This window comes from Agrococcus jejuensis (genome assembly GCF_007679035.1).
Classification (GTDB): domain Bacteria; phylum Actinomycetota; class Actinomycetes; order Actinomycetales; family Microbacteriaceae; genus Agrococcus; species Agrococcus jejuensis_A.
The window spans coordinates 43719-70440 of sequence record NZ_VEFR01000002.1 but is presented as its reverse complement, the minus strand read 5'-3'; the positions used below and the strand labels follow the sequence as shown (position 1 = coordinate 70440).

The following is a 26722-nucleotide window of genomic DNA, read 5'->3' as shown; positions in this document are numbered from 1 at the left end:
GCCACACGCGTACGCCACGATGGTGGAGATGCTTGCAGACACCCCTGGGGACGCGACGCCGCGACCCGACGCCATGCACGAGATCTCCGACGGCACGCGCGACGTCGTCGACCGCGTCCTGCGGTATGCGCGCGACCGGGCGCTGTACGAGCGGGTGCCGCTCGACCGTGCCCTGCCACCCGACGAGCTCGCCGCCCGGGCGGGCGCAGCGATCACGCCCGAGGGCATCGGCGCCGAGCGCGCGACGACGCTCTTCGCCGACGTGCTCGCCCCCGCGTGCCTCTCGACCGACCACCCCGGCTACGTCTCGTTCATCCCGTCGGCGCCGAGCAAGGCCGCCATCGCGTTCGACCTCGTCGTCTCGGCGTCCGCGATCTACGGCGGGTCGTGGATGGAGGGCGCCGGCGCGGTGCACGCCGAGAACGAGGTGCTGCACTGGCTCGCCGGCGAGTTCGGCCTGCCGGAGGGTGCGGGCGGCGCGTTCGTGCAGGGCGGCACGATCGGCAACCTGTCGGCGCTCGTCGCCGCGCGCGACGCGTACCGTCGCCACCGAGCCGCGATGGACGATGCAGCGCCCGTGCGCCTCGCCGTCGTGTGCAGCGCCGAGGCGCACTCGTCGATCGCCTCGGCCGCAGCCGTGATGGACGTCGACGTGATCGGCGTGCCGACCGGCGCCGACGGGCGCCTGCACGGCGACGACGTCGCGGCCGCGCTCGACGCGCATCCCGGCGTCTTCGCCGTCGTGGCGACCGCGGGCACGACGAACTTCGGCATCGTCGACGACGTCGCCGGCATCGCCCGCGCCGCCAAGGACCGGGGAGTATGGCTGCACGTCGACGGCGCCTACGGCCTCGCCGCGATGCTCGTCGACGAGCTGCGCCCCGCGTTCGAGGGCGTCGAGCTCGCCGACTCGCTCGTCGTCGACCCGCACAAGTGGCTCTTCGCGCCCTTCGACGCGTGCGCGCTGCTCTACCGCGACCCGGCCGGCGCTCGCCTCGCGCACACGCAGCACGCCGAGTACCTCGACACCCTCACGGAGTCGGCCGACTGGAACCCCTCCGACCTCGCCGTGCAGCTCACGCGCCGCTCGCGCGGGCTGCCGCTGTGGTTCTCGCTCGCGACGCACGGCACCGAGCAGTACCGCGCCACCATCCGCCACGGCATCGACGCCGCCGCGGCGATCGCCGAGACGATCGAGCACCGCCCGCACCTGTCGCTCGTGCGCCCGCCGCAGCTCTCGGTCGTGGTGTTCCGCCGTGAGGGGTGGACGCTCGCCGACTACCAGCGCTGGTCGGATCGCCTGCTCGACGAGCAGCGTGCGTTCTGCGTGCCGTCGTCGCACGCCGGCGAGCCCGTGCTGCGCTTCGCGATCATCAGCCCGCTCACGACGGTCGACGTGCTCACGGACATCCTCGACACCCTCGACTGAGCGGCGCGCTCCGTGTCGCCGGTCAGCGGGCGGCGCGGATCGCGTCGACCAGCGCGCGCGGCGTGCCACGCCACACGATGCCGTGGCCCGGCACGACGATGTCGGCGTCGACTGCCGCAAGCCGGGTGAGCGATGCGTCGGCGTCGGCCAGGTCGTCGGTGAAGGGCGCGAGCTGCGGCGTCGTGTCGCCTGTCAGCACATGCCGCGTCGTCAGCGCGTCTCCCACGGCGACGACCCGATGCTCGGGCAGGTGCACCGCGATGGAGCCGGGGGAGTGGCCGGGCATGCCGACGACGACGGGGGATCCCGGCAGCGGCAGCACGTCGCCGTCGACCACGGTGCGCACCTCGCCGAGTCGGCGAGTGCGTCCGCCCTTCGCGAGCATCGTGCCGACGAAGCCCAGCGCGGCGCCCATCCGCCACGGCGGCGTCGCGGTGGGCGGCGCCTTCTGGTCGCCGCGCGTGCGGGCCGCGTCGGCCTCGTGCACGTAGACAGGGATGCCGTGCTCGGCCCGCAGCGCCTCGGCGAAGCCGATGTGGTCGGCGTCGCCGTGCGTCAGCACGACGCCGCGGATGTCCGCCTCGGCGCGGTCGAGCGCTCGCAGCGCGCGACGGAGGTCGCGGCGACTGCCCGGCAACCCGGCGTCGACGAGCGTGAGGCCGTCGTCGTCGACGACGAGCAGGAAGGCGACGCGATCGTCGCCAAGGCGGTGGACTCCGGGTGCGAGCTGCATGATGGCTACGGTACATAGCCTTCATGGCTATGGTCAATAGCCTAGGCTGGAGCTGGACGAGGAGGACGCGTGCCGGCACCCGAACGCACCACGACGGTGGCGATCGTCGCCGCCGGTCGCGCCATCGTCGAGGCCGAGGGCGTCGAGGCGCTCACGATGCAGGCCGTCGCCGAGCGCGTCGGCGTACGGGCGCCCTCGCTCTACAAGCGCGTCGCCGGGCGCGATGCGCTGCTCGCCGCCGTGGTCGCGTCGGCGCTCGGCGACCTCGTCGTCGCGATCGCCGACGCCGCAGGTGCAGGTGGTCCGCGCGCGCGGATCGTCGCGATCGCCACGGCGACGCGAGCCTTCGCGCACGCGAACCCGGTCGGCTACGGCCTCATCTTCGCCCCGTCGCCCGCGGCGCGCCCCGAGGTGTCGGCGCTCGCCGATGCGGTCGAGCCGCTGCTCGAGGCGACGAGCGAGCTCGTCGGCGACGACGCCGCGCTCGATGCCGCGCGCCTGCTCACCGCCTGGCTGCACGGCTTCCTCGCCATGGAGCTCGGCGGCTCCTTCCAGCTCGGCGGCGACGTCGAGCGCGCGTTCGCCTACGGCCTCGAGCGCATCCTCGACGCCGTCGCCCGCTGACCGACGCGGACGCGCCTCAGCGGGCGGGGAGCTGCTGCAGCACCCAGCGGTTGCCGTCGGGGTCGGCGAACGACACGAAGCGGCCCCAGGACAGCTCGTCGACGCCCTCGGCCTCGACGCCGCGGGCGCGCAGGTCGGCGAGCGCCGCATCTGCATCCGGGATCACGGCCTGCACGTTGCGCATCGAGCCGGGCTCGCCCTCCGCGATGCCGAGGCCGAAGGCGATCGAGCACGCCGAGCCGGGCGGCGTCACCTGCACGAAGCGCAGGGACTCGGAGACGGTGGCGTCGTGGTCGACGTGCCAGCCGAGCGTGTCGCCGTAGAAGGCGACGGAGCGGTCGACGTCGGCGACGGGGACGAAGACGAGCTCGATCCTGACCTCGAGGGCTGCTGGGCCCTCGGATGCGGTGGTGTCCATGGCCAGACGGTACGCCCGACCACCGACCTCCGACAGGGGCGGCTAGACGACGTGCGTGCCGAAGAGCGAGCCGATGACGAAGGTGATCGCGAGGGCGCCGACGCCGCCCACGAGCACGCGCACCATCGCCCGTCGCTTGCCTGCGGCGCCGATGCGCGCGGCGGTGAAGCCGGTGGCGAGCAGCGCGACGACGACCGCGGCGACGATCGACCACGGCGTCCACGAGGTGGGCATGACGATCGCGGCGAGCAGCGGCACGAGCGCGCCCGCCGAGAAGGCGGCGGCGGATGCGGCGGCAGCCGCCCACGGGTTGTTGGGCGACTCGTCCTCGTCGAGGCGGTACTCGATGTCGAGGTGCGCGCGCAGCGCGTCGGCCTCCGAGAGCTCGCTCGCCACGAGGTGCGCCGTGCGGGGCGACAGGCCGCGCAGCTCGTACATGTGCGCGAGCTGGGCCTCCTGGCCCACGGGATTCGAGGCGAGGAAGCGGCGCTCGCGGCGGATCGCCGCGCGCTCGCTGTCGCGCTGCGACGACACCGACACGTACTCGCCGACGCCCATCGACAGCGCGCCGGCGACGAGCGCCGCCGTGCCGGCCGTGAGGATGGCGCCAGCGGACGCGCCGGACGCGGCGACGCCCACGATGAGCGCGGCCGTCGACACGATGCCGTCGTTCGCGCCGAGCACGGCAGCACGCAGCCACGACAGCCGCGAGGCGGTCGACTCGACCGGCGCAGGCAGGTCGGGGTAGCGGTGCAGTGCGGGGTCCATGACCTCCATGGTCCGCGCATCGGGGGTGCGCCGCGACGGGGGCGAGCCTGCCATCTGCCCGCGGAATCGGCCGAAGGCTGGGGCTTCGGCCTGCCGAATCCGCAGTCCGGTCGCGCGGCGACGCCATCGAGCATCCGGCGCACCCGACCGCGGCGCGTCGAGGCCCGCCGTCGCTCCCGGTGGCACCGCATCCGCAGGCATCCGCAGACGAGCGCAGGTCCGCTCCCACACCGACACCGGCGCGTCGCGCGACCGGGCTAGGCTGGTCGGCGGCCCCCACTCCCAGCAGAAGGATTCCGGTGGATCTCTACGAGTACCAGGCCAGGGACATGTTCGAGTCCCATGGCGTTCCCGTCCTGCCAGGCATCATCGCCGACACACCCGAGGAGGCCGAGGCGGCTGCCCGCTCCATCGGCACCCCGGTCGTCGTCGTGAAGGCGCAGGTCAAGACCGGAGGCCGCGGCAAGGCCGGCGGCGTCAAGGTCGCGAAGAGCCCCGAGGAGGCCCGCGCCGCAGCGGAGGCCATCCTGGGTCTCGACATCAAGGGCCACACGGTCCAGCGCGTCATGGTCGCCGCAGGCGCGCAGATCGAGGAGGAGTACTACTTCTCGGTGCTGCTCGACCGCGCGAACCGCTCGTACCTCGCCATGTGCTCGTACGAGGGCGGCATGGAGATCGAGCAGCTCGCCGAGGAGCGCCCCGAGGCGCTCGCCAAGGTCGAGGTCGACCCCGCCGTCGGCATCACGCTCGACGTCGCCCGCCGCATCGTCGCCGCGGCGTCGTTCCCCGAGGACGTCGCCGAGCGCGTCGCCCCCGTGCTCGTCACGCTCTACGACGTGTTCGAGAAGGAGGACGCGACGCTCGTCGAGGTCAACCCGCTCGTGCAGACGGCCGACGGCGCGATCGTCGCCCTCGACGGCAAGGTCACGCTCGACGGGAACGCCGAGTTCCGCCACGAGGGCCACGCCGCCCTCGAGGACAAGGCAGCAGCCGACCCGCTCGAGGCGAAGGCCAAGGAGTCGGACCTCAACTACGTGAAGCTCGATGGCCAGGTCGGCATCATCGGCAACGGCGCGGGTCTCGTCATGTCGACGCTCGACGTCGTCGCCTACGCGGGCGAGCAGTTCGGCGGCGTGAAGCCGGCCAACTTCCTCGACATCGGCGGCGGCGCCTCGGCGGAGGTCATGGCCGCCGGTCTCGACGTCATCCTCGGCGACGACGACGTGCGCTCGGTCTTCGTGAACGTCTTCGGCGGCATCACCGCATGCGACGCCGTCGCGAACGGCATCGTGCAGGCGCTCGCCATCCTCGGCGACGCAGCCACGAAGCCGCTCGTCGTGCGCCTCGACGGCAACAACGTCGACGAGGGCCGACAGATCCTGGCCGACGCGGCGCACCCGCTCGTGACGGTCGTGGACACCATGGACGAGGCTGCCGCCAAGGCTGCCGAGCTGGCAGCGGCGTAGGGGGAAGCAGCAGCATGTCGATCTACCTGAACAAGGATTCGAAGGTCATCGTCCAGGGCATCACGGGTGGCGAGGGCTCCAAGCACACCGCCCGCATGCTCGCGGCCGGCACGCAGGTCGTGGGCGGCGTGAACGCCCGCAAGGCCGGCACGACCGTCAACCACGTCGCGAAGGACGGCTCGCCCGTCGAGCTGCCCGTCTTCGGTTCGGTGAAGGAGGCGATGGCCGCCACCGGCGCCGACGTCTCCATCGTCTTCGTGCCGCCGGCATTCGCGAAGGACGCCGTCATCGAGGGCATCGACGCGGGCATCGGCCTGCTCGTCGTCATCACCGAGGGCATCCCCGTGCAGGACTCCGCGGAGTTCTGGGCGCACGCGAAGGCCACGGGCACGACGCGCATCATCGGCCCGAACTGCCCCGGCGTCATCACGCCGGGCGAGTCGCTCGTCGGCATCACGCCCGCGAACATCACGGGCAAGGGCCCGATCGGCCTCGTGTCGAAGTCGGGCACCCTGACCTACCAGATGATGTTCGAGCTGCGCGACATCGGCTTCTCGACCGCCATCGGCATCGGCGGCGACCCGATCATCGGCACGACGCACATCGACGCCCTCGAGGCGTTCGAGGCCGACCCCGAGACGAAGGCGATCGTGATGATCGGCGAGATCGGCGGCGACGCCGAGGAGCGCGCTGCCGACTTCATCAAGGCCAACGTCACGAAGCCCGTCGTGGGCTACGTCGCCGGCTTCACGGCCCCCGAGGGCAAGACGATGGGCCACGCAGGCGCCATCGTCTCGGGCTCGTCGGGCACCGCCGAGGCGAAGAAGGTCGCCCTCGAGGCCGCAGGCGTCAAGGTGGGCAAGACGCCCTCCGAGACGGCCCGCCTCATGCGCGAGGTCATCGCGGCGCTCTGATCCGAGCACGCACGCACGCAGGGCCCCGGCATCACGCCGGGGCCCTGCGTCGTTCGGATCCCGTCGACGCAGCGCAGGATCGCCCGCACGCCGACGACCCTGCCGGCCTCGATGCACGGCACCCCTGACGTCGAGCCTGCACGTGCGGCGGGCCTCGTGTGCACGGTGCACCGCAGGGCCCGCGCACGTGCGGATTCGACGCGGACGACGACGAAGGGCCCCGGCGTCAGCCGGGGCCCTTCGTCATGAGCGCGTCAGCGCAGCGAGTCGACGATCGCGTTGAGCGTCGCCGAGGGGCGCATGGCCGCCTCGGCCTTCGCGGCGTCGGGGCGGAAGTAGCCGCCGAGGTCGACGGGCGAGCCCTGCGCTGCGAGCAGCTCGGCCTCGATCGCGTCGGTCTTCGACGCCAGCTCCTCTGCGACGGGGGCGAAGCGCTCGGCGAGCGCCGCATCCGTCGTCTGGCCTGCCAGCTCCTCGGCCCAGTAGCGGGCGAGCCAGAAGTGGCTGCCGCGGTTGTCGATCTCGCCGACGCGGCGCGACGGCGACTTGTTCTCGTCGAGGAACGTCGCCGTGGCCCTGTCGAGCGTCTCACCCAGCACGCCGGCGCGCTCGTTGCCCGCCGTGAGGGCGAGGTGGCGGAACGACTCCGCGAGCGCCATGAACTCGCCGAGCGAGTCCCAGCGCAGGTGGTTCTCCTGCTCGACCTGCTGCACGTGCTTGGGAGCCGAGCCGCCGGCGCCCGTCTCGAACAGGCCACCGCCGGCGAGCAGCGGCACGACCGACAGCATCTTCGCGCTCGTGCCGAGCTCGAGGATGGGGAAGAGGTCGGTGTTGTAGTCGCGCAGCACGTTGCCCGTCACCGAGATCGTGTCGAGGCCCTGGCGGATGCGGCCGATCGCGTGCGTCGTCGCGGCGGCGGGGGCGAGGATCTGGATGTCGAGGCCCTCGGTGTCGTGGCGGGGCAGCTCGTCCTCGACGACGCGGATCAGGTTCGCGTCGTGCGCGCGGTCGGCGTCGAGCCAGAACACGGCGGGGGTGTCGGAGAGGCGTGCGCGCTGCACGGCGAGGCGCACCCAGTCGCGGATCGGCACGTCCTTCGTCTGGCAGGCGCGCCAGATGTCGCCGACCGAGACCTCGTGCGACAGCAGCACGGTGCCTGCGGCGTCGACGACCTCGATGCGACCGTCGGCCTTCGCGGTGAACGTCTTGTCGTGGCTGCCGTACTCCTCGGCCTTCTGCGCCATGAGGCCCACGTTGGGCACGGAGCCCATGGTCGTGGGGTCGTAGGCGCCGTTGGCGATGCAGTCGTCGATGACGGCCTGGTAGACGCCGGCGTACGACGAGTCGGGGATGACCGCGAGCGTGTCGGCCTCCTCGCCGTCGGGGCCCCACATGTGGCCCGCGGTGCGGATCATGGCGGGCATCGACGCGTCGACGATGACGTCGGAGGGCACGTGGAGGTTCGTGATGCCCTTGTCGGAGTTCACCATCGCGAGGCGCGGACCCTCGCGCAGTCCCTCCTCGACCGCGGCGCGCACGCCCTCGGCGACCGACGGCTCGAGCTGGTCGAGGCCGGCGAGGATGGCGCCGAGGCCGTCGTCGGGCGTGAGGCCCGCTTCCTCGAGCTGCGCGCCGTAGCGCTGGAAGAGCGTGGGGAAGAAGGCACGCACGACGCGGCCGAAGATGATCGGGTCGGAGACCTTCATCATCGTCGCCTTGAGGTGCACCGAGAACAGCACGCCCTCATCCTTCGCGGCCTTGACCTGCTCGCCGAGGAAGCGGTCGAGCGCGGCGACGCGCAGCACCGTCGCGTCGACGATCTCGCCGGCGAGCACGGGCACGCGCTCCTTGAGCACCGTCACGGTGCCGTCTGCGGCGACGTGGCGGATCTGCAGGTCGGTCGCGGCGTCGAGGATGACCGACTGCTCGTTCGACCGGAAGTCGTCGACGCCCATCGTCGCGACGCGCGTGCGCGAGTCGGCCGACCAGCGCCCCATCGAGTGCGGGTGCTTGCGGGCGTACTGCTTCACCGACTGGGGGGCGCGGCGGTCGGAGTTGCCCTCGCGCAGCACGGGGTTCACGGCCGAGCCCTTGATCGAGTCGTAGCGGGCGCGCACGTCGCGCTCCTCGTCGGTCGACGGCTCGTCGGGGTACTCGGGCAGGTCGACGCCCTGGGCGCGCAGCTCGGCGATCGCCGCCTTGAGCTGCGGCACCGATGCCGAGATGTTCGGCAGCTTGATGATGTTCGCCTCGGCCGTCTTGGCGAGCTCGCCGAGCTCGGCGAGCGCATCAGCCTGGCCCTGGTCGGCGGGCAGGCGGTCGGAGAAGGCTGCCACGATGCGGCCCGAGAGCGAGATGTCGCGCGTCTCGACGGCCACGTCGGCAGCCTTCGCGAAGCCCTGCACGATCGGCAGGAACGAGTGCGTCGCCAGCATCGGCGCCTCGTCGGTGTGGGTGTAGATGATCGTCGCCATGGATGCGTCGTCCCTCGTCGATGGTCGGTGGGGGCGCGCCGGGTGGCGGCGCAGGCCCACATCCCAACCTATCGCGGGTGGATGCGCGTCGTCCGGCGCCGTCCGCGAGGCGGTCGGATGGGGTGGTCCCGCGCCAGTAGGCTCGCCGCGTGCGTCGCCTCTCCTCCGTCCTCCTGCAGGCGGTCGAGTCGGCATCCATCGCCCTCGCGACGCTGCTGCTCACGCTCGTGCCCGCCTTCGGGGCGTACGCCGCCGGCGGCTTCGCCCTGCCGATCGCCGTGCCGTGGCGCATCGCGGTCGACGCGTGGATGCTGGGGCACGGCGTCGACGTGGGCATCGCGTTCGGCGACGCGGCCGTGGCGGCGGTCGGCACGGATGCCGCCTCCGCGCCCTTCGTGCTGGGCGTGGGCGCATGGGGCATCGGGCTCGCGACGATCCTGCTCGCCGTGCGCAGCGGCATGCGGCTCGCTCGCACGGCCGAGCCCGCATGGGGTCTCGTGGGCGGCGCGGTCGCGACCTCGGCGCTCGGCACCGTGCTCGCGTTGTCGGCGCAGCACGAGTCGGCGGCGCCCAACGTCGTGCATGCGGCGATCGGCCCGGCCGTGTGCATGCTGCTCGGCCTCGCGATCGGTGCCGCCTGGGAGGCGCGCGACCTCGTGGGCGACGCGGCCGGCTGGCTCGCGATCGACACGGGCGCCGTGCCGCTCGTGCGCGCGGCGCTGCGCGCCGGCCTCGCGACCGTCGCCGCGTTCGTCGGCCTCGGCGCCGTGCTGCTGGGCGTCGCCCTCATCGTGCGCCAGGCGGACGTCATCCTGCTCTTCGAGGCGCTGCAGCCCGACCATCTGGGCGTCGTCGTGCTGTGGCTCGTGCAGCTCGCGCTGCTGCCGACGGCCGTCATCTGGTCGACGTCGTGGATGCTGGGGCCGGGCTTCGCGCTCGGCGCAGGCTCGAGCGTCTCGCCGCTCGGCACCGACCTCGGGCCCGTGCCGACGCTGCCGCTGCTCGGCGCGATCGTGCCCGGCGTGCAGCCGTGGTCGCTCGTCGTCGCCGTCGTGCCCCTCGTGGCGGCGATGGGCGTGGGTGCGCTCGTGCGGCAGCGGTCGGCGCTGACGCGCTGGTGGCAGTCGGTCGTCGTCGCCGTGGGCGGTGGGCTCGTGACCGGGCTCGTGCTCGCGGTGCTCGCGGCCGCGGCGTCGGGCGGCATGGGGCCGGGCAGGCTCGACGTCGCGGGGCCGACGTGGTGGCTCGTCGGCGCGGTCGGTGCCGGGATCGCTGCCGCGGGCCTGGCGGTCGGCCTGCTCGCGGGCAGCGCGCCCGAGGTCGCCGACGCCGACGACGACGACGACGACGACGACGCAGACACCGCGGACCTCGACGTGGCCGCCCTCGCGGCCGCGGCGCGCGCTCGCGACGCCGAGACCACCGCGGCCGATGCCGATGCGGTCGACGAGGAGGTCGACGGCTCCGACGACGCTGCCACCGCATCCCCGACGCTCGACCCCGACGCGCAGACGACCCAGCCCGTGGCGCCGCTGGCATCCGCCCCGGTCGCTGCGCCCGGCGACCCCGATGCGCAGGAGACGGCGCCCGTCGCCCCGCTCGCCGACGATGCCGCGGACGACGAGGCATCCGACCGCCGGTAGGCTCGCCTCCGTGCTGCGTCTCGTCGTCCTCGTCTCCGGCGGCGGCAGCAACCTCGCCGATCTCCTCGAGCGCACCCGCGACGGCCGCGTGCCCGCGACGATCGTCGCCGTCGGCGCCGACCAGGAGTGCGGCGGCCTCGAGCTCGCTCGCGCGGCCGGCATCACGACGTTCGTCGAGCCGTTCGCGCAGCCGCGGGCCGAGTGGAGCGGTCGCATCGTCGACCGCGTGCTCGCCCACGAGCCCGACCTCACGATCCTCTCGGGCTTCATGCGCCTGCTGTCGGCCGACGCCGTCGAGCGTCTGAGCCCGAACCTCGTGAACACGCATCCCGCGTACCTGCCCGAGTTCCCCGGCGCCCACGCCGTGCGCGATGCGCTCGCGGCCGGCGCCAGCGAGACCGGCGCATCGGTCATCGTCGTCGACGCCGGCGTCGACACGGGTCCCGTCCTCGCGCAGGTGCGCGTGCCCATCCACCCCGACGACGACGAGGCGAGCCTCCACGACCGCATCAAGCCGGTCGAGCGGGACCTGCTCGCAGGCGTCGTCACGAACTGGAACCAGGAGTCCTGAGTGAGCGGTCCGACCCACGACGAGAGCCTGTACCGCGAGCGCGACGTGGTGCCCATCCGCCGCGCGCTGCTGTCGGTCAGCGACAAGACCGGCATCCTCGACCTCGCCGCCGCGCTGCACGCCGCCGGTGTCGAGCTCGTCTCCACCGGCTCGACGGCGGAGGGCATCGCGGATGCGGGCATCCCGGTCACCGAGGTCGCCTCGGTCACGGGGTTCCAGGAGGCGCTGGACGGCCGCGTGAAGACGCTGCACCCCGGCATCCACGCGGGTCTGCTCGCCGATCTCCGTCTCGAGCATCACGAGCAGCAGCTCGCCGACCTCGGCATCGCGCCGTTCGAGCTCGTGGTCGTGAACCTCTACCCGTTCGTCGACACCGTGCGCTCGGGTGCCGAGGCCAACGCGATCGTCGAGCAGATCGACATCGGCGGCCCCGCGATGGTGCGCGCGAGCGCGAAGAACTTCGCGAACGTCGCGATCGTCACCGACCCCCGTGCGTACGACCTCGTCGCGCGTGCGCTGCCGTCGGGCCTCTCGCTCGCGCAGCGCCGCGCGCTCGCGAGCGACGCGTTCGCGCACACGGCCGGCTACGACACGGCCGTCGCGCGCTGGTTCGCGACGGGCTCGGTCGAGGAGGTCGCCGCGGCGCCTGCCGCCGCAGCTCCGGCTGCGTCGGGCGACGCGAACGCCGACCTGCTCGCGGCCATCGGGGGAGCGACCCTCGCGAGCCCGCTGCGCTACGGCGAGAACAGCCACCAGGCCGCGGGCATCTACACGCTGCCCGCCGGTCGCGGCATCGCGCAGGCGACGCTGCTGCACGGCAAGGAGATGTCGTTCAACAACTACGTCGACGCCGACGCCGCCCTGCGCGCCGCGTTCGACCACGCCGAGCCGGCCGTCGCGATCATCAAGCACGCGCAGCCGTGCGGCGTCGCGCTCGCAGCAGCCGGCGCCCCCGACCCGATCGCGTCGGCCCACGAGCGCGCCCACGCGTGCGACCCCGTGTCGGCGTTCGGCGGCGTGATCGCCGCGAACCGCACGGTCACGGCCGCGATGGCCCAGACCGTGGCCGGCATCTTCACCGAGGTCGTCGTCGCGCCCGACTTCGAGCCCGAGGCGATCGAGATCCTCTCGCGCAAGGCGGCCATCCGTCTGCTGCGCCTGCCCGAGGGATATGCGCGCGAGGCGAGCGAGCTGCGCCAGATCTCCGGCGGCCTGCTGCTGCAGCAGCCCGACACGTTCGAGGGGTTCTCGAGCCACACGTGGCGCCGCGTCACCGGTGCGCACGTCGACGACGCCACGCTCGCCGACCTCGAGTTCGCGTGGCGCGCCGTGCGCTCGGTGAAGTCCAACGCCATCCTGCTCGCCTCCGACGGTGCCGCCGTCGGCGTCGGCATGGGCCAGGTCAACCGCGTCGACTCGTGCGTGCTCGCGGTCTCGCGCGCCGGGGATCGAGCAGCGGGCTCGGTCGCGGCGTCCGATGCGTTCTTCCCGTTCGCAGACGGCCCGCAGATCCTCATCGACGCCGGCGTGCGCGCCATCGTGCAGCCCGGCGGCTCGAAGCGCGATGACGAGGTCATCGCCGCTGCCGAGGCCGCGGGCCTCACGATGTACCTCACGGGGGAGCGCCACTTCTTCCACTGACCCATCCGGGTCGACGCTCGACGGATGCCCCGTGCCGCATCGCGGCGCGGGGCATCGTCGTGCGAGGATGCCGAGGACTGCATCCGTGCGCGTCGCGCACGGTTTCGCGCGCCGCATCGCGGAATGCCTCGATCATCGGATTGGGCGGTCGAGGGAGTGGGGTACCGCGTACCCTTCGGATCGCGCAGCCTCCACCCGCTGATAGCGACGATCCCGTCTGCATGGTCCCCCACGCACGCGTCGGCGTTCGGCCGCGGTGGAACCGATTCCTACGTTCGTGGACGGTCTCCGCGATCCGAGCTCCGCGCGGAGGCCACCCTCCTGTCCAACGACGAATCGGTGACCTCCCGTGCTGAACCCAGCCATCCCGCGCCGCTCGAGAGCCTTCGTGCTCGCGGCCATGCTCCTGCTCACGGCGCTCCTCAGCGCGCTGCTCGTGACCCTCGCGCCGCAGTCGGCGCAGGCGCACACGCCCGCTGCCAGCCCGACCTGCACCTCGCTCGACGTGTCTGCGACGAACTACGCCGGCAACGCGGCGAACCACGTGACCGTGGTCATCGACGGCGACACCGTCGTCGACGAGGCGTTCGGCGCGAGCTTCGTGCGGTCGTTCGCATGGGATGCGACCGTCGATCATGACTGGGAGGTCACGATCGACCAGGGCGACGGGAACCAGTACGACTACCACGACTCGGGCACCCAGACGGCGTGCGAGCAGCCGCCGACCACCGAGACGGGCGTCACCACCGAGCCCGGCTTCCACGACGTGTGCGGACCCGAGTACCAGCTCGTCGTGCCCGAGGACACCGAGGGCTACCGCTTCACCGTCGCGAACGGAGCGCAGGACGGCTCCGGCGACATCGTCGTGACCGCGACCCTGAACCCCGGGTACGTCTGGACGGGCGGCGCGACCGAGCCGAGGACCTGGACCTTCCACGCCACGGACGAGCCCTGCGACGTGCCGACCACCGTCGAGGGCACCCCGAACGTCGTCGACCAGTGCGGCCCCGGGTACGACGTGCAGCTGCCCGTCGTCACCGACGCGGACGGCTACGCGTTCTCGGTCGACGAGTCCGGCGTCGTCGACGGCGAGGGCACCGTCGTCGTCACCGCGACGCTCGCCGACGGCTTCACGTGGCAGGACGGCTCGACCGAGCCCCGCACCTACGAGTTCGCCGTGACGAGCGAGCCGTGCACGACCGAGGCCATCCCCGCGCCCACGGCGGCCGAGGTCTGCGGCCCCGACGGCGACGCTCCGTACGTGCTGCCCGCCGACGGCGAGCACTACCGGTACGTCGTGACCGACCCCGGCACCTACGTCGACGGCGAGCGGGTCGTCACGATCGCCGTCGCCTTCGACGACGGCTTCGTGGCCCCCGAGGGCGCCACGACGAGCTGGACGTTCACGTTCTCCGACCAGCCGTGCGACACCCCCGTCGCCGGCATCGCGACCGCCGACGTCATCGTGACCGGCGCGACCTGCTCGGCGCCCGGCACCGCGACGACCGGCCAGACCGAGCGCGCCTCGTGGACCGTCACCGACGTGCCGGCCGCCGGCGGCACGGCGACCTTCGTCGCCGTCGCCGACCAGGGCGCCGCGTTCCAGGCCGGCCTGCCCGGCGTCTCGAGCGACCTGACGACGCGCACGTTCACGCTCGACGTGCCCGCCGCCGACGGCGACCTCTGCGCGATCGCTCCGCCGCCCGTGCAGCCGCCGACCCAGGCCACGCCGCCGACGACCGCGCAGTCGGCACCGCCGACCCTGCCGCGGACGGGCTTCGACCTCTCGGCGATCCTCGCCCTGGGTGCGCTGCTCGCCGTCGCAGGCGCGACGCTCGTCGTGCGCCGCGTGCGTGCGGAGGGCTGACGCCGCAGCAGGCGATCCGCAGTCGGGAGGCCCCGCATCCAGCACGGATGCGGGGCCTCCCGCTTGCGCGTCGCACCGTCGGCGCATAGCCTGGAGGGCTCTCGCCGACCGAAGGAGGACGCCATGCTCACGGCACCCGCTCTCACCCCCGTCGTCGGCGTCGCGCGCTAGCGCCCCGGCACCAGCACCACGCGCGCCGCACGCGGCGCACCCCAGAGGCACCACTCCCGCCTCGACCACCCCCAGCATCGCCCTTCCGACGCGCGCCGTGAGCGCGCCACCGAGGACCCTCCATGTCGTCGCAGCCCGCTGCCCCCTCCAAGCCCCGCATCATCCCGTCGCTCGCGAGGCTCATGCCCTACGTGCGGCCCTACCTGCCGCGCCTGCTCGCAGGCGTCGGCGCCGCGCTCGTCGGCTCGTTGCTCGCGCTCGCGATCCCGCTCGTGCTGCGCGCCCTCGTCGACGGGCCCCTGACGCACGGCGACCGCGATGCCGTATGGCCCGCGGCGATCGCCGTGCTCGCCCTCGGCCTCGCCGAGGCGCTGTGCATCTTCCTGCGGCGCTTCTTCGTGCTGCAGCCGTCGACGTACGTCGAGGCATCGATGCGCCGCGACCTCTACGCCCGCCTGCAGCAGCTGCCCGTCGCCTTCCACGACCGCTGGCAGTCCGGCCAGCTGCTCTCTCGCGCCGTGCAGGACCTCGGGCAGCTGCGCCGCTTCCTGGCGTTCGGGTCCGTGCTGTTCGTCGTGAACCTCATGACGCTGCTCGTCGGCGTCGGGGTGCTGCTGTGGTGGAGCCCGCTGCTGGGCGGCCTCTTCGTGCTGCTGTCGCTGCCGATCGTCGTCGTCGCCTTCCGCTTCGAGCAGACCTACCACCAGGTCTCCCGCCGGGCGCAGGACCAGGCGGGCGACCTCGCGACCACCGTCGAGCAGTCGGTCCACGGCATCCGCGTGCTCAAGGCGTTCGGCCGCGGCCGGCACGCGCTCGACGGCTTCACGTCGCAGGCGAGCGAGCTGCGCTCGACCGAGATCGCGAAGGCGCGTCAGGATGCGTCGCTCTGGATGTGGCTGACGATCATCCCGTTCGTGTCGTACGCCGTGTGCCTGTTCGTGGGCGTGTGGCTCGTCACCGTCGATCAGCTCACCGTCGGCCAGCTGCTCGCGTTCTTCGCGACGGCGGTCGTGCTGAACTGGCCGATCGAGTCGATGGGCTTCCTCTACGCCTTCGCGATCGACGCCGCGAACGCCTCGGTGCGCTTCCACGAGGTCGTCGACACCGAGAACACGATCGACGACCCCGAGCGGCCGGCCACGATCGCCGAGCCACGCGGGCGCCTGACGTTCGAGGGCGTGCGCTTCCGCTACCAGGACGCGCCCGCCGACGAGCGCGACCTCGTCGACGGCGCCGACCTCGTGCTCGAGCCCGGCGAGACCATGGCGCTCGTCGGCTCCACCGGCAGCGGCAAGACGACGCTCACGGCGCTGCCCGCGCGCCTCTACGACGTGACGGGCGGCCGCGTGCTGCTCGATGGCGTCGACGTGCGCGACCTCACGCGCGAGGAGCTGCGCACCCACGTCGCCATGGCGTTCGAGGATGCGACGCTCTTCTCGCGCTCCGTGCGCGACAACGTGCTGCTGGGCGTGCCCGGCGCCGACGACGAGGTGCTCGACGAGGCGCTGCGCATCGCGCAGGCGAGCTTCGTGCACGACCTGCCCGACGGGATCGAGACCGTGATCGGCGAGGAGGGGCTCTCGCTCTCCGGCGGCCAGCGGCAGCGGCTCGCGCTCGCGCGCGCCGTCGCCGCCAAGCCCGCCGTGCTCGTGCTCGACGACCCGCTGTCGGCGCTCGACGTCGACACCGAGGCGCAGGTCGAGGCGGCGCTGCGCCAGGTGCTCGCCGAGACCACGGCGCTCATCGTCGCCCACCGTCCGTCGACGGTGCAGCTGGCCGACCGCGTCGCCCTCATGCGCGAGGGTCGCATCGACGACGTCGGCACCCACTCCGAGCTGCTCGCGCGCAACGAGCACTACCGATTCGTGCTCTCGAGCCTGGAAGAGGCCGAGCGGAACCGAGAGGTGAACCTGTGAGCGTGCACGGCGTCTCCGGCGAGGACCGCGACGACTACACGAAGGAGGAGTCGCGGGAGATCCGCCTGCGCTCCCGCAGGCTGCTGCTGCAGCTCGTGCGCCCGCACGTGCGGCGGATCACGTGGACGATGCTGCTCGTCGTCATCTCGGCGGGCGCGGGGGTCGTCGGCCCCGCGATCATCGCGTACGGCGTCGACACGGCGCTGCCCGCGATCCTCGACCGGCAGGACTGGCTGCCCCTGTGGGGTGCGACGATCGCCTACGTCGTCTCGGCCGTCGCTGCCGGCGTGCTCATGTACGTCTACACGGTGTCGTCGGCGCGCATCAGCCAGGCGGTGCTGTTCTCGCTGCGCCGTCGGCTCTTCGACCACACGCAGCGGCTGAGCCTCGAGTTCCACGAGCAGTACACGTCGGGCCGCATCATCGCGCGCCAGACGAGCGACCTCGAGTCGATCCGCGACCTGCTCGACCAGGGGCTCAACGAGCTCGTGCGCGGCATCCTGTTCATGGCGTTCACCGGCGTCGCGATGGTGCTGCTCGACCCGATCTCGGGACTCGTGCTCGGCATCGCGCTCGTGCCGGCGATCATCCTGACGCGCTGGTTCCAGGTGCGATCGACCGTGCTGTTCCGCGAGACCCGCACGACGAGCGCGCGCATGATCGTGTACTTCGTCGAGACGATGACGGGCATCCGCGCCGTGAAGGCGTTCCGCACCGAGCGTCGCAACGACGACGAGTTCGGCGACCGCGTCGAGGACTACCGCGTCGCGAACCACAAGGTCATCTCGATCTTCGGCGTCTACGAGCCGGGCATCATCGCGCTCGGGGCGACGAGCATCGCGGCGATCGTGCTGCTGGGCGGCATCCGCGTGATCGACGGCACGCTCGAGGTGGGCGTGCTGCTCGCGACCGCGCTGTACGCGCGGCAGTTCTTCCAGCCCATCCAGGGCATCGCGATGTTCTTCAACGGCTACCAGTCGGCGTCCGCGGCGCTCGAGAAGATCTCGGGCGTGCTCGAGGAGCAGCCGACGGTGCCCGAGCCCGTCGAGCCGACGGCGCTCGAGGCTGCGAAGGGGCGGATCGACTTCGACGAGGTGCGCTTCGCGTACGCGACGGGCGGCGACGTGCTGCCCGCGCTCGACCTGCACATCCCGGCCGGCCAGACCGTCGCGCTCGTCGGCACGACCGGTGCCGGCAAGACGACGCTCGCGAAGCTGCTCGCGCGGTTCTACGACCCGACCGAGGGTGCCGTGCGGCTCGACGGCGCCGACCTGCGCGACCTGTCGAACGACGACCTGCGCCGCGCGGTGGTCATGGTGACGCAGGAGGCGTACCTGTTCTCGGGCACGGTCGCCGAGAACATCGCGCTGGGCAAGCCGGATGCGACGCGGGCCGAGATCGAGGCGGCGGCGCGCGCCGTCGGTGCGCACGACTTCGTGTCGGCGCTGCCCGACGGCTACGACACCGACGTGAACAAGCGCGGCGGCCGCGTGTCGTCGGGGCAGCGGCAGCTGCTGTCGTTCGCGCGCGCATTCCTCGCCGACCCTGCGGTGCTCATCCTCGACGAGGCGACGGCGAGCCTCGACATCCCGAGCGAGCGGCTCGTGCAGGAGGCGCTGCAGACGCTGCTCGCCGACCGCACGGCGATCATCATCGCCCACCGTCTGTCGACGGTCGCGATCGCGGATCGCGTGCTCGTGATGGAGCACGGTCGCGTCATCGAGGATGACGCGCCCGCAGCCCTCATCGCCGCCGGCGGCCGGTTCGCCGACCTGCACCGTGCGTGGCGGGAGTCGCTCGTCTGAGCGACCCCGCCCCGCGCGGGCGACGATCAGCCCGTGACGATCGCGGTGATCGGCACGCTGAGGAGGCCGATGAGCACGCTGGCGGCGATGGCCGCGCAGGCGCCGAGGCCGATGGCGGCGACCGTGCGACGCGCGTCGCGACGCAGCAGCCCGACGACGCCGAGCGCGACGCCCGCGAGCGAGACCAGCAGCCGCGCGAGGCTGAACGCGAGGGAGGCCGCGCCGACGGCCTCGAAGCCGTTGGAGGCGATGAGCACCGCCTGGACCACGGCGGCGACGAGCCCGAGCAGCAGGGCGACCGCGGCGAGCAGCACCGAGACGAGCCCGAGCGGGTTGCCGCGCGGCCGCTGCGGGCTCGCGTCCGCGCTCGGCTGGGCGGTCGCCCACGACGGCTGTGCGAGCTGCTGCGGCTGCGCCTGCGGGGGCTGACCCTGCTGAGCCTGCTGCCACGCGGGGGCGGCCGGCTGCTGCGAGCCGGGCTGCGGGGGAGGGAGGTGCGTCATGGCCGCATCCTGGCACCTGCCGCCGCGCGCGTGCTGGATGCGCTCAGTCGGGCATCCACCGGGCGCGGCGCTGGATGCGGAACGGCGCGTCGGTGCCCGGGCTCGTGCCGGCGAGCGGCGTGCCCTCCGCCTCGTAGTGGGGCAGCGCGCGATCGTGGAGCCCGGCCGGGGGCAGGCCGCTCGAACGGATGACGCGCCACCACGGCAGGCCCTCCGAGTCGGTCGCCATGATGCGACCGACGCGGCGTGCGGCACGCGAGCCGAGCACCGCCGCCACCTCGCCGTACGCCATGACGCGACCGGGCGGGATGCTCGCGACGAGCTCGTGCACCGCCTCGGCGAAGGCGTCGTGGTCGGGCTCGTCGGTCACGTCGCCACGATACGACGCCCGCGGACGGGAGCGCGTCAGGCGTTCGGCAGCGTGCGGCCGACCGCCGCGTACGTGCGGCGCAGCGCATCCATCGCGCCGTCGGCGTCGAGCTGGGCGACGCCGAGGTAGAGGCAGTCGCCGATGAGCAGCTGCGCGGTGCGGCTGCCGAGCGCGCCCGAGCGCAGCGGCGCCGCCTCGCGCGCCGCGGTGCGCAGCACGACGTCGGCGAGGCGCCCGAGCGGCGAGTCGTCGTGGTTCGTGATCGCGATCGTCGTCGCACCCGACTCGCTCGCGAGGCGCAGGAAGCGCACGGTCTCGTCCGTCGCGCCCGAGTGCGAGATCGCGATGGCGACGGAGTCCTCGTCGAGCACGGCCGCGGCCGTCCACGCCGCGTGCGGCTCGGGCCACTCGATCGCGACGCGGCCGATGCGCGAGAGCTTGCGCTGCAGGTCGACGGCGACGATGCCGCTCGCGCCGACGCCGAAGAGGTCGACGCGGCGCGCGCGGGCGATGGCGCCGACGGCGGTCGTGAGGGCTGCGACGTCGATGGTGGCTGCGGTGTCGGCGATCGAGAGCGACTCGCTCGCGGCGACCCGCGCGACGACGTCCTCCATGCCGTCGCCCGCCGAGACGTCGGGGCTCGTGACGTCGACGGCGGCGATCGCGAGGCGCGCACGGAGGTTCTGCTCGGCGAGGTCGCGCCGCAGGTCGCGGAAGCGCTCGTAGCCGACGGTGCGCGTGAAGCGCACGACCGTCGTCGTCGAGGTGCTCGCCTGCACGGCGATCTCGCCGATCGAGCGCGACGCGAAGGCCTCGGGATCGGCGAGCAGCGCGTCGGCGATGCGGCGCTCGGAGGGGCGCAGGTCGTCGTAGCGAGCGCGCGCCTCCGTGAGCACGGCGCGCGTGCTGCGCGCCGCCGCTCGTGCGGGCTCGGATGCCATGGCGCTCCTCTCGACCGTCGACACGGTATCGGTGGCGCGGCCCGTGCCGGCGCATCGCCCGCCATGTACGCAATGTACCTGAAACACGCAGAGTGTGTACTCTCTGTACCGACACTCCCATCGACGCGAGGATCCACCCATGGCCGCACCCGACCAGATCGCCGCCCAGCTGCTGCAGCACCTCGGCGGCGCCGACAACGTCGCCGGCGTCGAGCAGTGCATGACGCGCATGCGCGTGACGCCCCGCGATCGCGACCGCATCGACGAGGCCGCGGTCAAGGCCACCGACGGCGTGCTGGGCGTCGTCGACGACGAGACCTACCAGGTCGTGCTCGGTCCGGGCGCCGTCACCCGCATCACGACCGCGTTCCGCGCGCTGCTCGCCGAGCAGGGCACCGACGCCGAGGCGCTCGCCGCCCGCGGCGCCGACATCAAGGCCACCCAGAGGCGCCGCAACGACACCCCGTTCAAGAACCTCATCCGCAAGGTCGCGAACATCTTCGTGCCGCTCATCCCCGCGCTCATCGGTGCCGGCATCGTCGCCGCGGTGCGCGGCCTCATCGTCAACTGGGATGCGGTCGGCGCCGCACCCGAGTGGGTCGCCGGCCTCATCCCGGCGCTCACGGCCATCGGCTCGGCGTTCTTCGCGTACCTCGCGATCTTCGCGGGCATCAACGCCGCGAAGGAGTTCGGCGGCACCCCCGCGATCGGCGGCGCCGTCGCGGCGATCATCGTCTTCCCCGGCATCGCCGACGTCTCGTACACGCTGCCGGTCGTGGGCGACATCACGCTCGCGCCCGGCCAGGGCGGCGTCATCGGCGCGATCTTCGCCGCCGTGCTCGCGTCGTGGATCGAGCGCGGGCTGCGGGGGCGCATCCCCGACGCCATCGACATCCTCGTGACGCCGACGCTCGCGCTGCTCGGCTCGGGGCTCGCGACGATCTTCGCCTTCATGCCGCTCGCCGGCGCGATCGCGACGGGCATCGGCGACGGCGCCGTCTGGCTGCTGCAGGTCTCCGGCGTGCTCGCGGGCTTCGTGCTCGGCGGCCTCTTCCTGCCGCTCGTGATGCTGGGCCTGCACCAGGCGCTCATCCCCATCCACGCGACCCTCATCGAGCAGCTCGGCTTCACCCCGCTGCTCACGATCCTCGCGATGGCGGGTGCCGGCCAGGTGGGTGCGGCGATCGCGATCTGGATCCGCCTGCGCCGCAACGCCTCGCTGCGCCGCGCCATCAAGGGCGCGCTGCCCGTGGGCGTGCTCGGCGTCGGCGAGCCGCTCATCTACGCCGTGACGCTGCCGCTCGGCCGCCCCTTCCTCACCGCGTGCCTCGGCGGCGCGTTCGGCGGCGCCGTCGCGGGCGCGTTCAACCAGTTCGTCGCACCGTGGGGCGCGACGGCCATCGGCCCGTCGGGCCTCGCGCTGCTGCCGCTGCTGCAGAGCGACGAGGGGCAGGGATACGCGATCCTCGCGTACGTCGTGGGCCTCGTCGTCGGCTACGTCGCCGGCTTCGCCATCACGATGGCGTTCGGCTTCCCGAAGGCGCTGCTCGCCGAGCACGGGGGAGCGGTGGAGACGGATGCCGACGCCGCGCCCGCGGTCGCACCGGTCGCAGCCGTGCCCGGCACGCGCATCGCGATCGCCACGCCCGCCGAGGGTCGCATCGTCTCGCTCGACGACGTGCCCGACGCGGCGTTCCGCGAGCGCACGCTCGGCGACGGCTTCGCCGTCGACCCGACGAGCGGTCGCTTCGCGAGCCCCGTGGCCGGCACGATCACGGCGATCTTCCCCACGGGCCACGCGTTCGGCGTCACGACGCCCGAGGGCCTCGAGGTGCTCGTGCACGTGGGTCTCGGCACCGTCGCGCTCGACGGCGAGGGCTTCACGGTGCTGCGCGCCGAGGGCGACGTCGTCGCCGCGGGCGACGCGATCGTCGACGTCGACCTCGACGCCGTGCGCGACCGCGTGCCCTCGCTCGTCTCGCCCGTCGTCGTGCTGAACGGCGCCGCGTGGTCGATCGTCGAGCGCGACGGCGACGCGCCCGTGGTCGTCGCCGCCACCGCGACCGCGGCGGCCGACGCGTGAGCGCCGGCATCCCCACCCGCAGCATCGACCAGGAGGACCCCGTGGCCGACGACATCCAGACCATCGCCGCGCTCGGCACCGAGGGGCGCAACCCGCGCACCCTCGACCTCGACACGCTCGACACCGCGACGCTGCTCGAGCGCATGAACGACGAGGATGCGACGGTGGCCGCCGCGGTGCGCGCCGTGCTGCCGCAGGTCGCCGAGGCGGTGGAGCTGATCGCGGCTGCACGTCGCCGCGGCGGCCGGCTGATCTACCTCGGCGCCGGCACGAGCGGTCGGCTCGGCCTGCTCGACGCCGTCGAGTGCCCGCCGACGTTCGGCACCGATCCGTCGGAGGTCGTCGGCCTCATGGCCGGCGGTCGCGACGCGTTCGTCGTGGCCGTCGAGGGCGCCGAGGACGACCCGGCGCTCGGTGCAGCCGACGTCGCCGGGCTCGGCGTGGGTGCCGACGACGTCGTGGTGGGACTCGCCGCCAGCGGCCGCACGCCGTACGTGCTCGGCGGGCTCGCCGAGACTCGGTCGCGCGGCGCCGCGACGGTCGCCGTCGCCTGCAACCCGGGATCGCGCATCGGCGCGGCCGCCGACGTCGCGATCGAGGTCGCGACAGGCCCCGAGGTGCTCACGGGCTCGACGCGCCTCAAGGCCGGCACGGCGCAGAAGCTCGTGTGCAACATGCTCTCGACCGCGAGCATGGTGCGCACCGGCAAGGCCTACGGCAACCTCATGGTCGACGTGAAGCCGACGAACGCGAAGCTCGTCGACCGCGCGCAGCGCATCGTCGCCGAGGCGACGGGCGCCGATCGCGATGCCGCGGCGGAGGCTCTCGCGGCAGCCGGCACGCACGCGAAGACCGCGGTGGTCATGCTGCTCGCCGAGTGCGACGCATCCCGAGCGCAGGCGCTGCTGGATGCGGCGGGCGGCGACGTGCGCGCCGCGCTCCGGTCGGCCTGACCCCGCCGGGCTCACCGCATCCGCCCCGCCCCGCCCGCGGTTGCGTTCTGCAGGTGATTCCGAGACCTGAGGGGAATGCTCCCTTGGCTCGCGGAATCGCCTGCGATACGCAGGGACGGCCGCGGTTGCGTCTCGCAGGCGATCAGGGGTGGTGGAGGGGCATCTTCCCTCCGCCCACCCGGATCGCCTGCGAGACGCATCCTCACGAAGCCTGCGCGGCGGATGGTGAGGCTGGCGCCGGTGCCCGGCGACGCGTGCGCGTCGCTCCGATGGCGACGGCCGCGACGACGAGGGCGATGCCGAGCCACTGCAGCGGCGCGAGGTGCTCACCGCCCACGGCGACGCCCAGCAGCACGCCCGTCGCCGGATTGAGGAGCGCGAGGATGCCGACGGCGCCGGCCGGCAGGCGCTGCATGCCCGTGAACCAGCACACGAACGCCACGGCGGTCGCGACGATCGTGACGTAGGCGTACGCGGCGACGCCGACGGCGTCGACGTGCGGCGGCGCACCCTCGACGAGCAGGGCCAGCGGCGCGAGCGCGATGGCGCCGGTCGCGAGCTGCCACGCCGTGAGGCGCAGGGCGGGCGTGCCGTCGTGCCAGCGCTTCGCGAGCACCGAGCCGAGCGACCACATCGCGAGGGCGGTGACGCTCGCGACCACGCCGCGCGCATCGATCGATCCGGTCGCCGTCGACACGATCAGCAGCACGCCCACGACGCCGACGCCGGCCCCGGCGAGCAGGCGTGCGGTCGGGCGCTCGCGCGCGATGGGCCAGGCGAGCGCCATGAGCGCGATGGGGCTCGCGGCCATGACGGACGCGGCCACGCTCGACGGCAGGAGGGTCGCGGCGACGTAGACGAGCAGGAAGAAGGCACCGACGTTCAGCACGCCGAGCACCGCCGAGCGCCACCACCACGCGCCCGTCGGCAGGCGGCGGACGACGAGCAGCAGCACGATGGCGGCGGGCAGGGCGCGCAGCGTCGCGCCCCACAGCGGCGCGTCGGCGGGCAGCGCCTGGTGGGTGACGACGTACATCGAGCCCCATGCGATGGGTGCGACGGCTGTGACGAGCATCCATCGCCAGTTCGCTTCCATGGAAGCAAAGATAGGTGACGCGGAAGATATCCTGCAAGCGTGACCACGCCCGCACCGTTCGAGCCCGATGCCGTCGATCGCCTGCTCGCCCAATGGGCGCGCGAGCGGCCCGACCTCGACTCGTCGCCCGTCGCCGTCGTCGGCCGCATGCACCGCCTCGGCGATCGGCTGCGCGCCGAGCTCGTCGCCCGCTATCGCGACTTCGGCCTGGGGGAGGGCGAGTTCGACGTGCTCGCGACGCTGCGGCGGCACGGCGAGCCGTTCGCCCTGCAGCCGAGCGAGCTCGCTGCCCAGACGCTCGTGACGACGGGCGGGATGACGAAGCGCATCGATCGGCTCGTCGCCGCGGGGCTCGTGACGCGTGCGGCGGGCGGCGTGGATGCGCGCACGCGCACCATCGCGCTCACGCAGCGCGGGCGGGAGGTCATCGACGAGGCGTACGCCGCCCACCTCGACAACGAGCGACGGCTGCTCGCGCCGCTCGGCGACGAGGACAGGCGGGCGCTCGCCGCCATCCTGCGTCGATGGAGCCTGGGGCTCGACGCCGTGCTCGACGCCGAACGGACCTAGAGGGCGCGGCGGCCGATCTGGTCGCCGAACTCGGTCTCGCCGACGACCTCGAAGCCGATGGCGGTGAAGAAGGCGGTCGGCCCGAGCTCGCCCGGCTCCCAGACGGCGTAGAGGGCGTCGAAGCCGCGACGCTTGGCCTCGTCGGCGACCTGGCCGACGGCGAACGTGCCGACGCCCTGGCCCTGCGCCGTGCCGGCGACGTGCATGCGCAGCACGCTGCTGCGGTACTCCTCCTTCGACGACTCCGCGTCGAAGTTGGCCATGATGTACGCCACGAGGTCCTCGCCGGCGTAGACGACGCGCGTCCACGTCGACGACTGGTCGACGTAGGCCTCGTTCGAGGCGGGCACGAGGAAGGCCTCCTGTCCGCGCTTGAGCGTGAGCCCGTTCGCGGCCACGGCGTTCTTCGCGTTGAGCTCCTCGAGGCGCAGGTCGTGCATGACCATCACGGTAGCCGACTCCGCCATGTGCTGCATCAGACCCGAGGATGAGTGGACGGTGGCCGTGCGACGGCGGCCGGGTGACGTGCTCGTGACCGGATCGTGATCGAACGGCTCTTGCGCGATGTTTGTTTGGAAGGTGTACTAACAAACATGGCACCCACGCAGGTCCGCTCCGACGCCGCCGTCGCCCTGCCCCGCGACGCGTTCGCGAGCGGTGCCCCGCGCCGTGCCAAGGTGCTGCCCGAGCACGCTCGCGCGCACAACCGCACGCTCGTGCTGCAGACGCTGCTCGACGACGGGCCGTCGTCGCGCGCCGACCTCGCCCGCGCCACGTCGCTCACGCGCGTCACGGTCTCCGACCTCGTCGCCGAGCTCGTCGCCGAGGGGCTGCTCGTCGAGCTCGGCACCCGCGAGGACTCGCGGCCGGGCAAGCCCGCGACGCTCGTCGACCTCGCGCGCGACGCCTTCCTCATCGTCGGCCTCGACCTCTCCGACGCCGCCGCCTTCCGCGGCGCGCTGCTCGCGATCGACGGCACCGTGCTCGACCGAGCCGAGCTGCCGACGCGCGGCGCCGCGGGGGAGGAGGCGCTCGCGCTCGCGATCGACCTCGCCCGCACGCTGCGCGACCGCGCAGCGACTCCCGTGCTCGGCGTCGGCGTCGGCACCCCCGGCGTCGTCGACGTCGACGGCGTCGTGCTGCAGGCTCCCAACCTCGACTGGCACGACCTGCCGCTGCGCGACCGCCTCGTCGACGCGCTCGGCGTGCCCGTGCACGTCGCGAACGACGCCAACGCCGCCCTGCTCGCCGAGCGCGGCCGATCGAACGCCGACCTGCTCGTCGTGCGCATCGGTCTCGGCGTCGGCGCCGGCCTCGCCGTCGGCGGCGTCCCCGTGCGCGGCACCCGCTCGGCAGCCGGCGAGATCGGCCACGTCACGATCGGCACCGACGGCGGCCCCCGCTGCGCGTGCGGCCGCGACGGATGCCTCGAGGCCTGGCTCGCCGAGCCGCGGCTGCGCCACGCGCTCGCCGTCGCCGACGCATCCGATCACGACCGCATCCTCGACGAGGCCGGCCACCGCCTCGGCATCGCCCTCGCGCCCATCGTCGGCGTGCTCGACCTGCCGCGCGTGATCGTCTCGGGCCCCGCCGACCTGCTCGACGGCCCCCTCGCGCGCGCCGCCGAGCGCACGCTGCGCGAGCGCACCCTCGACGACGGCCAGGAGGTCGTCGTCGCCATGACCGTGCACGGCGACGACGTCGTCGTGCGAGGAGCCGCGATGCTCGTGCGCTCCGGAGAGCTCGGGGTCGCGTGACCCCCGAGA

23 protein-coding genes are annotated in these 26722 nt (G+C 73.3%); 14 read left to right on the top strand and 9 right to left on the bottom strand.

Annotated features, from left to right (window positions below; genetic code table 11):
• Positions 1-28 precede the first annotated feature (28 nt).
• Positions 29-1429 (top strand): pyridoxal phosphate-dependent decarboxylase family protein, encoded by a 1401-nt coding sequence (locus tag FS793_RS07295; RefSeq protein WP_144719867.1) that lies wholly within the window; start codon positions 29-31, stop codon positions 1427-1429.
• A 22-nt stretch (positions 1430-1451) separates the two neighbouring features.
• On the opposite strand, the gene FS793_RS07290 is transcribed toward FS793_RS07295, so the two are convergent.
• Positions 1452-2162 carry an MBL fold metallo-hydrolase gene (locus FS793_RS07290; RefSeq protein WP_144719866.1) on the bottom strand — a complete coding sequence of 237 codons (711 nt, stop codon included), beginning with the start codon at positions 2160-2162 and terminating at the stop codon, positions 1452-1454.
• 69 nt (positions 2163-2231) lie between these two features.
• On the opposite strand from FS793_RS07290, the gene FS793_RS07285 reads away from it, so the two are divergent.
• Positions 2232-2786 (top strand): TetR/AcrR family transcriptional regulator, encoded by a 555-nt coding sequence (locus tag FS793_RS07285; protein ID WP_144719865.1) that lies wholly within the window; start codon positions 2232-2234, stop codon positions 2784-2786.
• A gap of 16 nt (positions 2787-2802) precedes the next feature.
• Here FS793_RS07285 and FS793_RS07280 read toward each other — a convergent pair whose 3' ends face one another.
• Together FS793_RS07280 and FS793_RS07275 are read right to left on the bottom strand one after the other, a co-directional pair.
• Positions 2803-3204, bottom strand: a complete 402-nt coding sequence (locus tag FS793_RS07280; protein ID WP_144719864.1) for a VOC family protein — start codon at positions 3202-3204, stop codon at positions 2803-2805.
• 42 nt (positions 3205-3246) lie between these two features.
• Complete coding sequence (locus FS793_RS07275) at positions 3247-3972, bottom strand: VIT1/CCC1 transporter family protein (RefSeq protein ID WP_144719863.1); 726 nt, start codon at positions 3970-3972, stop codon at positions 3247-3249.
• Positions 3973-4271: 299 nt separating this feature from the next.
• On the opposite strand from FS793_RS07275, the gene sucC reads away from it, so the two are divergent.
• Together sucC and sucD are read left to right on the top strand one after the other, a co-directional pair.
• Positions 4272-5438 (top strand): ADP-forming succinate--CoA ligase subunit beta, encoded by a 1167-nt coding sequence (sucC, locus tag FS793_RS07270; protein ID WP_144719862.1) that lies wholly within the window; start codon positions 4272-4274, stop codon positions 5436-5438.
• A gap of 14 nt (positions 5439-5452) precedes the next feature.
• Positions 5453-6352: a succinate--CoA ligase subunit alpha gene (gene sucD / locus FS793_RS07265; protein WP_144719861.1), complete on the top strand. Its 900-nt coding sequence runs from the start codon at positions 5453-5455 to the stop codon at positions 6350-6352.
• A gap of 254 nt (positions 6353-6606) precedes the next feature.
• Here sucD and FS793_RS07260 read toward each other — a convergent pair whose 3' ends face one another.
• Positions 6607-8826, bottom strand: a complete 2220-nt coding sequence (locus FS793_RS07260) for an NADP-dependent isocitrate dehydrogenase (protein WP_144719860.1) — start codon at positions 8824-8826, stop codon at positions 6607-6609.
• A 149-nt stretch (positions 8827-8975) separates the two neighbouring features.
• Between FS793_RS07260 and FS793_RS07255 the strand changes: the two genes are divergently transcribed.
• The 6 genes from FS793_RS07255 (at position 8976) to FS793_RS07230 (ending at position 18440) form a co-directional block, all read left to right on the top strand.
• Complete coding sequence (locus tag FS793_RS07255) at positions 8976-10469, top strand: cell division protein PerM (RefSeq protein WP_144719859.1); 1494 nt, start codon at positions 8976-8978, stop codon at positions 10467-10469.
• A gap of 10 nt (positions 10470-10479) precedes the next feature.
• Entirely contained in the window at positions 10480-11040 is a 561-nt protein-coding gene (gene purN / locus FS793_RS07250; RefSeq protein WP_144719858.1) for a phosphoribosylglycinamide formyltransferase, read from the top strand.
• Positions 11041-12681, top strand: a complete 1641-nt coding sequence (purH, locus tag FS793_RS07245; RefSeq protein ID WP_144719857.1) for a bifunctional phosphoribosylaminoimidazolecarboxamide formyltransferase/IMP cyclohydrolase — start codon at positions 11041-11043, stop codon at positions 12679-12681.
• 349 nt (positions 12682-13030) lie between these two features.
• Positions 13031-14548 carry a hypothetical protein gene (locus FS793_RS07240; protein ID WP_186329386.1) on the top strand — a complete coding sequence of 506 codons (1518 nt, stop codon included), beginning with the start codon at positions 13031-13033 and terminating at the stop codon, positions 14546-14548.
• A gap of 293 nt (positions 14549-14841) precedes the next feature.
• Positions 14842-16635, top strand: coding sequence for an ABC transporter ATP-binding protein (locus FS793_RS07235; protein WP_144719855.1), 1794 nt, complete (start codon positions 14842-14844; stop codon positions 16633-16635).
• Entirely contained in the window at positions 16632-18440 is a 1809-nt protein-coding gene (locus FS793_RS07230; RefSeq protein WP_144719854.1) for an ABC transporter ATP-binding protein, read from the top strand. Before FS793_RS07235 ends, FS793_RS07230 begins: the two co-directional genes overlap by 4 nt.
• A gap of 26 nt (positions 18441-18466) precedes the next feature.
• Here FS793_RS07230 and FS793_RS16170 read toward each other — a convergent pair whose 3' ends face one another.
• Genes FS793_RS16170 through FS793_RS07215 form a run of 3 tightly spaced genes read right to left on the bottom strand, consistent with a single transcriptional unit; the run spans position 18467 to position 20254 of the window.
• Positions 18467-18943, bottom strand: coding sequence for a hypothetical protein (locus FS793_RS16170; protein ID WP_186329385.1), 477 nt, complete (start codon positions 18941-18943; stop codon positions 18467-18469).
• 43 nt (positions 18944-18986) lie between these two features.
• Positions 18987-19313: an MGMT family protein gene (locus FS793_RS07220; protein ID WP_144719853.1), complete on the bottom strand. Its 327-nt coding sequence runs from the start codon at positions 19311-19313 to the stop codon at positions 18987-18989.
• Positions 19314-19348: 35 nt separating this feature from the next.
• The gene (locus FS793_RS07215; RefSeq protein WP_144719852.1) at positions 19349-20254 is read right to left on the bottom strand and encodes a MurR/RpiR family transcriptional regulator; all 906 of its coding nucleotides are present in this window, start codon (positions 20252-20254) and stop codon (positions 19349-19351) included.
• Positions 20255-20393: 139 nt separating this feature from the next.
• On the opposite strand from FS793_RS07215, the gene FS793_RS07210 reads away from it, so the two are divergent.
• A complete protein-coding gene (locus tag FS793_RS07210) occupies positions 20394-22337 on the top strand; it encodes a glucose PTS transporter subunit IIA (RefSeq protein WP_144719851.1) in 1944 nt (647 codons plus the stop codon).
• A 41-nt stretch (positions 22338-22378) separates the two neighbouring features.
• On the top strand, positions 22379-23290 hold the full coding sequence (gene murQ / locus FS793_RS07205; protein ID WP_222123714.1) for an N-acetylmuramic acid 6-phosphate etherase: 912 nt from the start codon (positions 22379-22381) through the stop codon (positions 23288-23290).
• Between the two features lie 202 nt (positions 23291-23492).
• Here the strand turns inward: murQ and FS793_RS07200 are convergent, their stop codons facing one another.
• A complete protein-coding gene (locus FS793_RS07200) occupies positions 23493-24386 on the bottom strand; it encodes an EamA family transporter (RefSeq protein ID WP_144719850.1) in 894 nt (297 codons plus the stop codon).
• A gap of 39 nt (positions 24387-24425) precedes the next feature.
• On the opposite strand from FS793_RS07200, the gene FS793_RS07195 reads away from it, so the two are divergent.
• Entirely contained in the window at positions 24426-24956 is a 531-nt protein-coding gene (locus FS793_RS07195; protein ID WP_260980076.1) for a MarR family winged helix-turn-helix transcriptional regulator, read from the top strand.
• Here FS793_RS07195 and FS793_RS07190 read toward each other — a convergent pair.
• Entirely contained in the window at positions 24953-25396 is a 444-nt protein-coding gene (locus tag FS793_RS07190; RefSeq protein ID WP_144719849.1) for a GNAT family N-acetyltransferase, read from the bottom strand. The genes FS793_RS07195 and FS793_RS07190 overlap by 4 nt on opposite strands.
• A 153-nt stretch (positions 25397-25549) precedes the next feature.
• Between FS793_RS07190 and FS793_RS07185 the strand changes: the two genes are divergently transcribed.
• On the top strand, positions 25550-26713 hold the full coding sequence (locus tag FS793_RS07185; protein ID WP_144719848.1) for an ROK family transcriptional regulator: 1164 nt from the start codon (positions 25550-25552) through the stop codon (positions 26711-26713).
• Positions 26714-26722: the final 9 nt, after the last annotated feature.

Bases quoted from the DNA above. Each gene is read 5' to 3' on its own strand.
- FS793_RS07185 (WP_144719848.1), top strand. From the start codon at position 25,550: ATGGCACCCACGCAGGTCCGCTCCGACGCCGCCGTCGCCCTGCCCCGC.
- FS793_RS07280 (WP_144719864.1), bottom strand. From the start codon at position 3,204: ATGGACACCACCGCATCCGAGGGCCCAGCAGCCCTCGAGGTCAGGATC.
- FS793_RS07215 (WP_144719852.1), bottom strand. From the start codon at position 20,254: ATGGCATCCGAGCCCGCACGAGCGGCGGCGCGCAGCACGCGCGCCGTG.
- FS793_RS07275 (WP_144719863.1), bottom strand. From the start codon at position 3,972: ATGGACCCCGCACTGCACCGCTACCCCGACCTGCCTGCGCCGGTCGAG.
- FS793_RS07290 (WP_144719866.1), bottom strand. From the start codon at position 2,162: ATGCAGCTCGCACCCGGAGTCCACCGCCTTGGCGACGATCGCGTCGCC.
- sucD (WP_144719861.1), top strand. From the start codon at position 5,453: ATGTCGATCTACCTGAACAAGGATTCGAAGGTCATCGTCCAGGGCATC.
- FS793_RS07260 (WP_144719860.1), bottom strand. From the start codon at position 8,826: ATGGCGACGATCATCTACACCCACACCGACGAGGCGCCGATGCTGGCG.
- FS793_RS07200 (WP_144719850.1), bottom strand. From the start codon at position 24,386: ATGGAAGCGAACTGGCGATGGATGCTCGTCACAGCCGTCGCACCCATC.
- FS793_RS07190 (WP_144719849.1), bottom strand. From the start codon at position 25,396: ATGCACGACCTGCGCCTCGAGGAGCTCAACGCGAAGAACGCCGTGGCC.
- FS793_RS16170 (WP_186329385.1), bottom strand. From the start codon at position 18,943: ATGACGCACCTCCCTCCCCCGCAGCCCGGCTCGCAGCAGCCGGCCGCC.
- FS793_RS07295 (WP_144719867.1), top strand. From the start codon at position 29: ATGCTTGCAGACACCCCTGGGGACGCGACGCCGCGACCCGACGCCATG.
- FS793_RS07235 (WP_144719855.1), top strand. From the start codon at position 14,842: ATGTCGTCGCAGCCCGCTGCCCCCTCCAAGCCCCGCATCATCCCGTCG.
- FS793_RS07210 (WP_144719851.1), top strand. From the start codon at position 20,394: ATGGCCGCACCCGACCAGATCGCCGCCCAGCTGCTGCAGCACCTCGGC.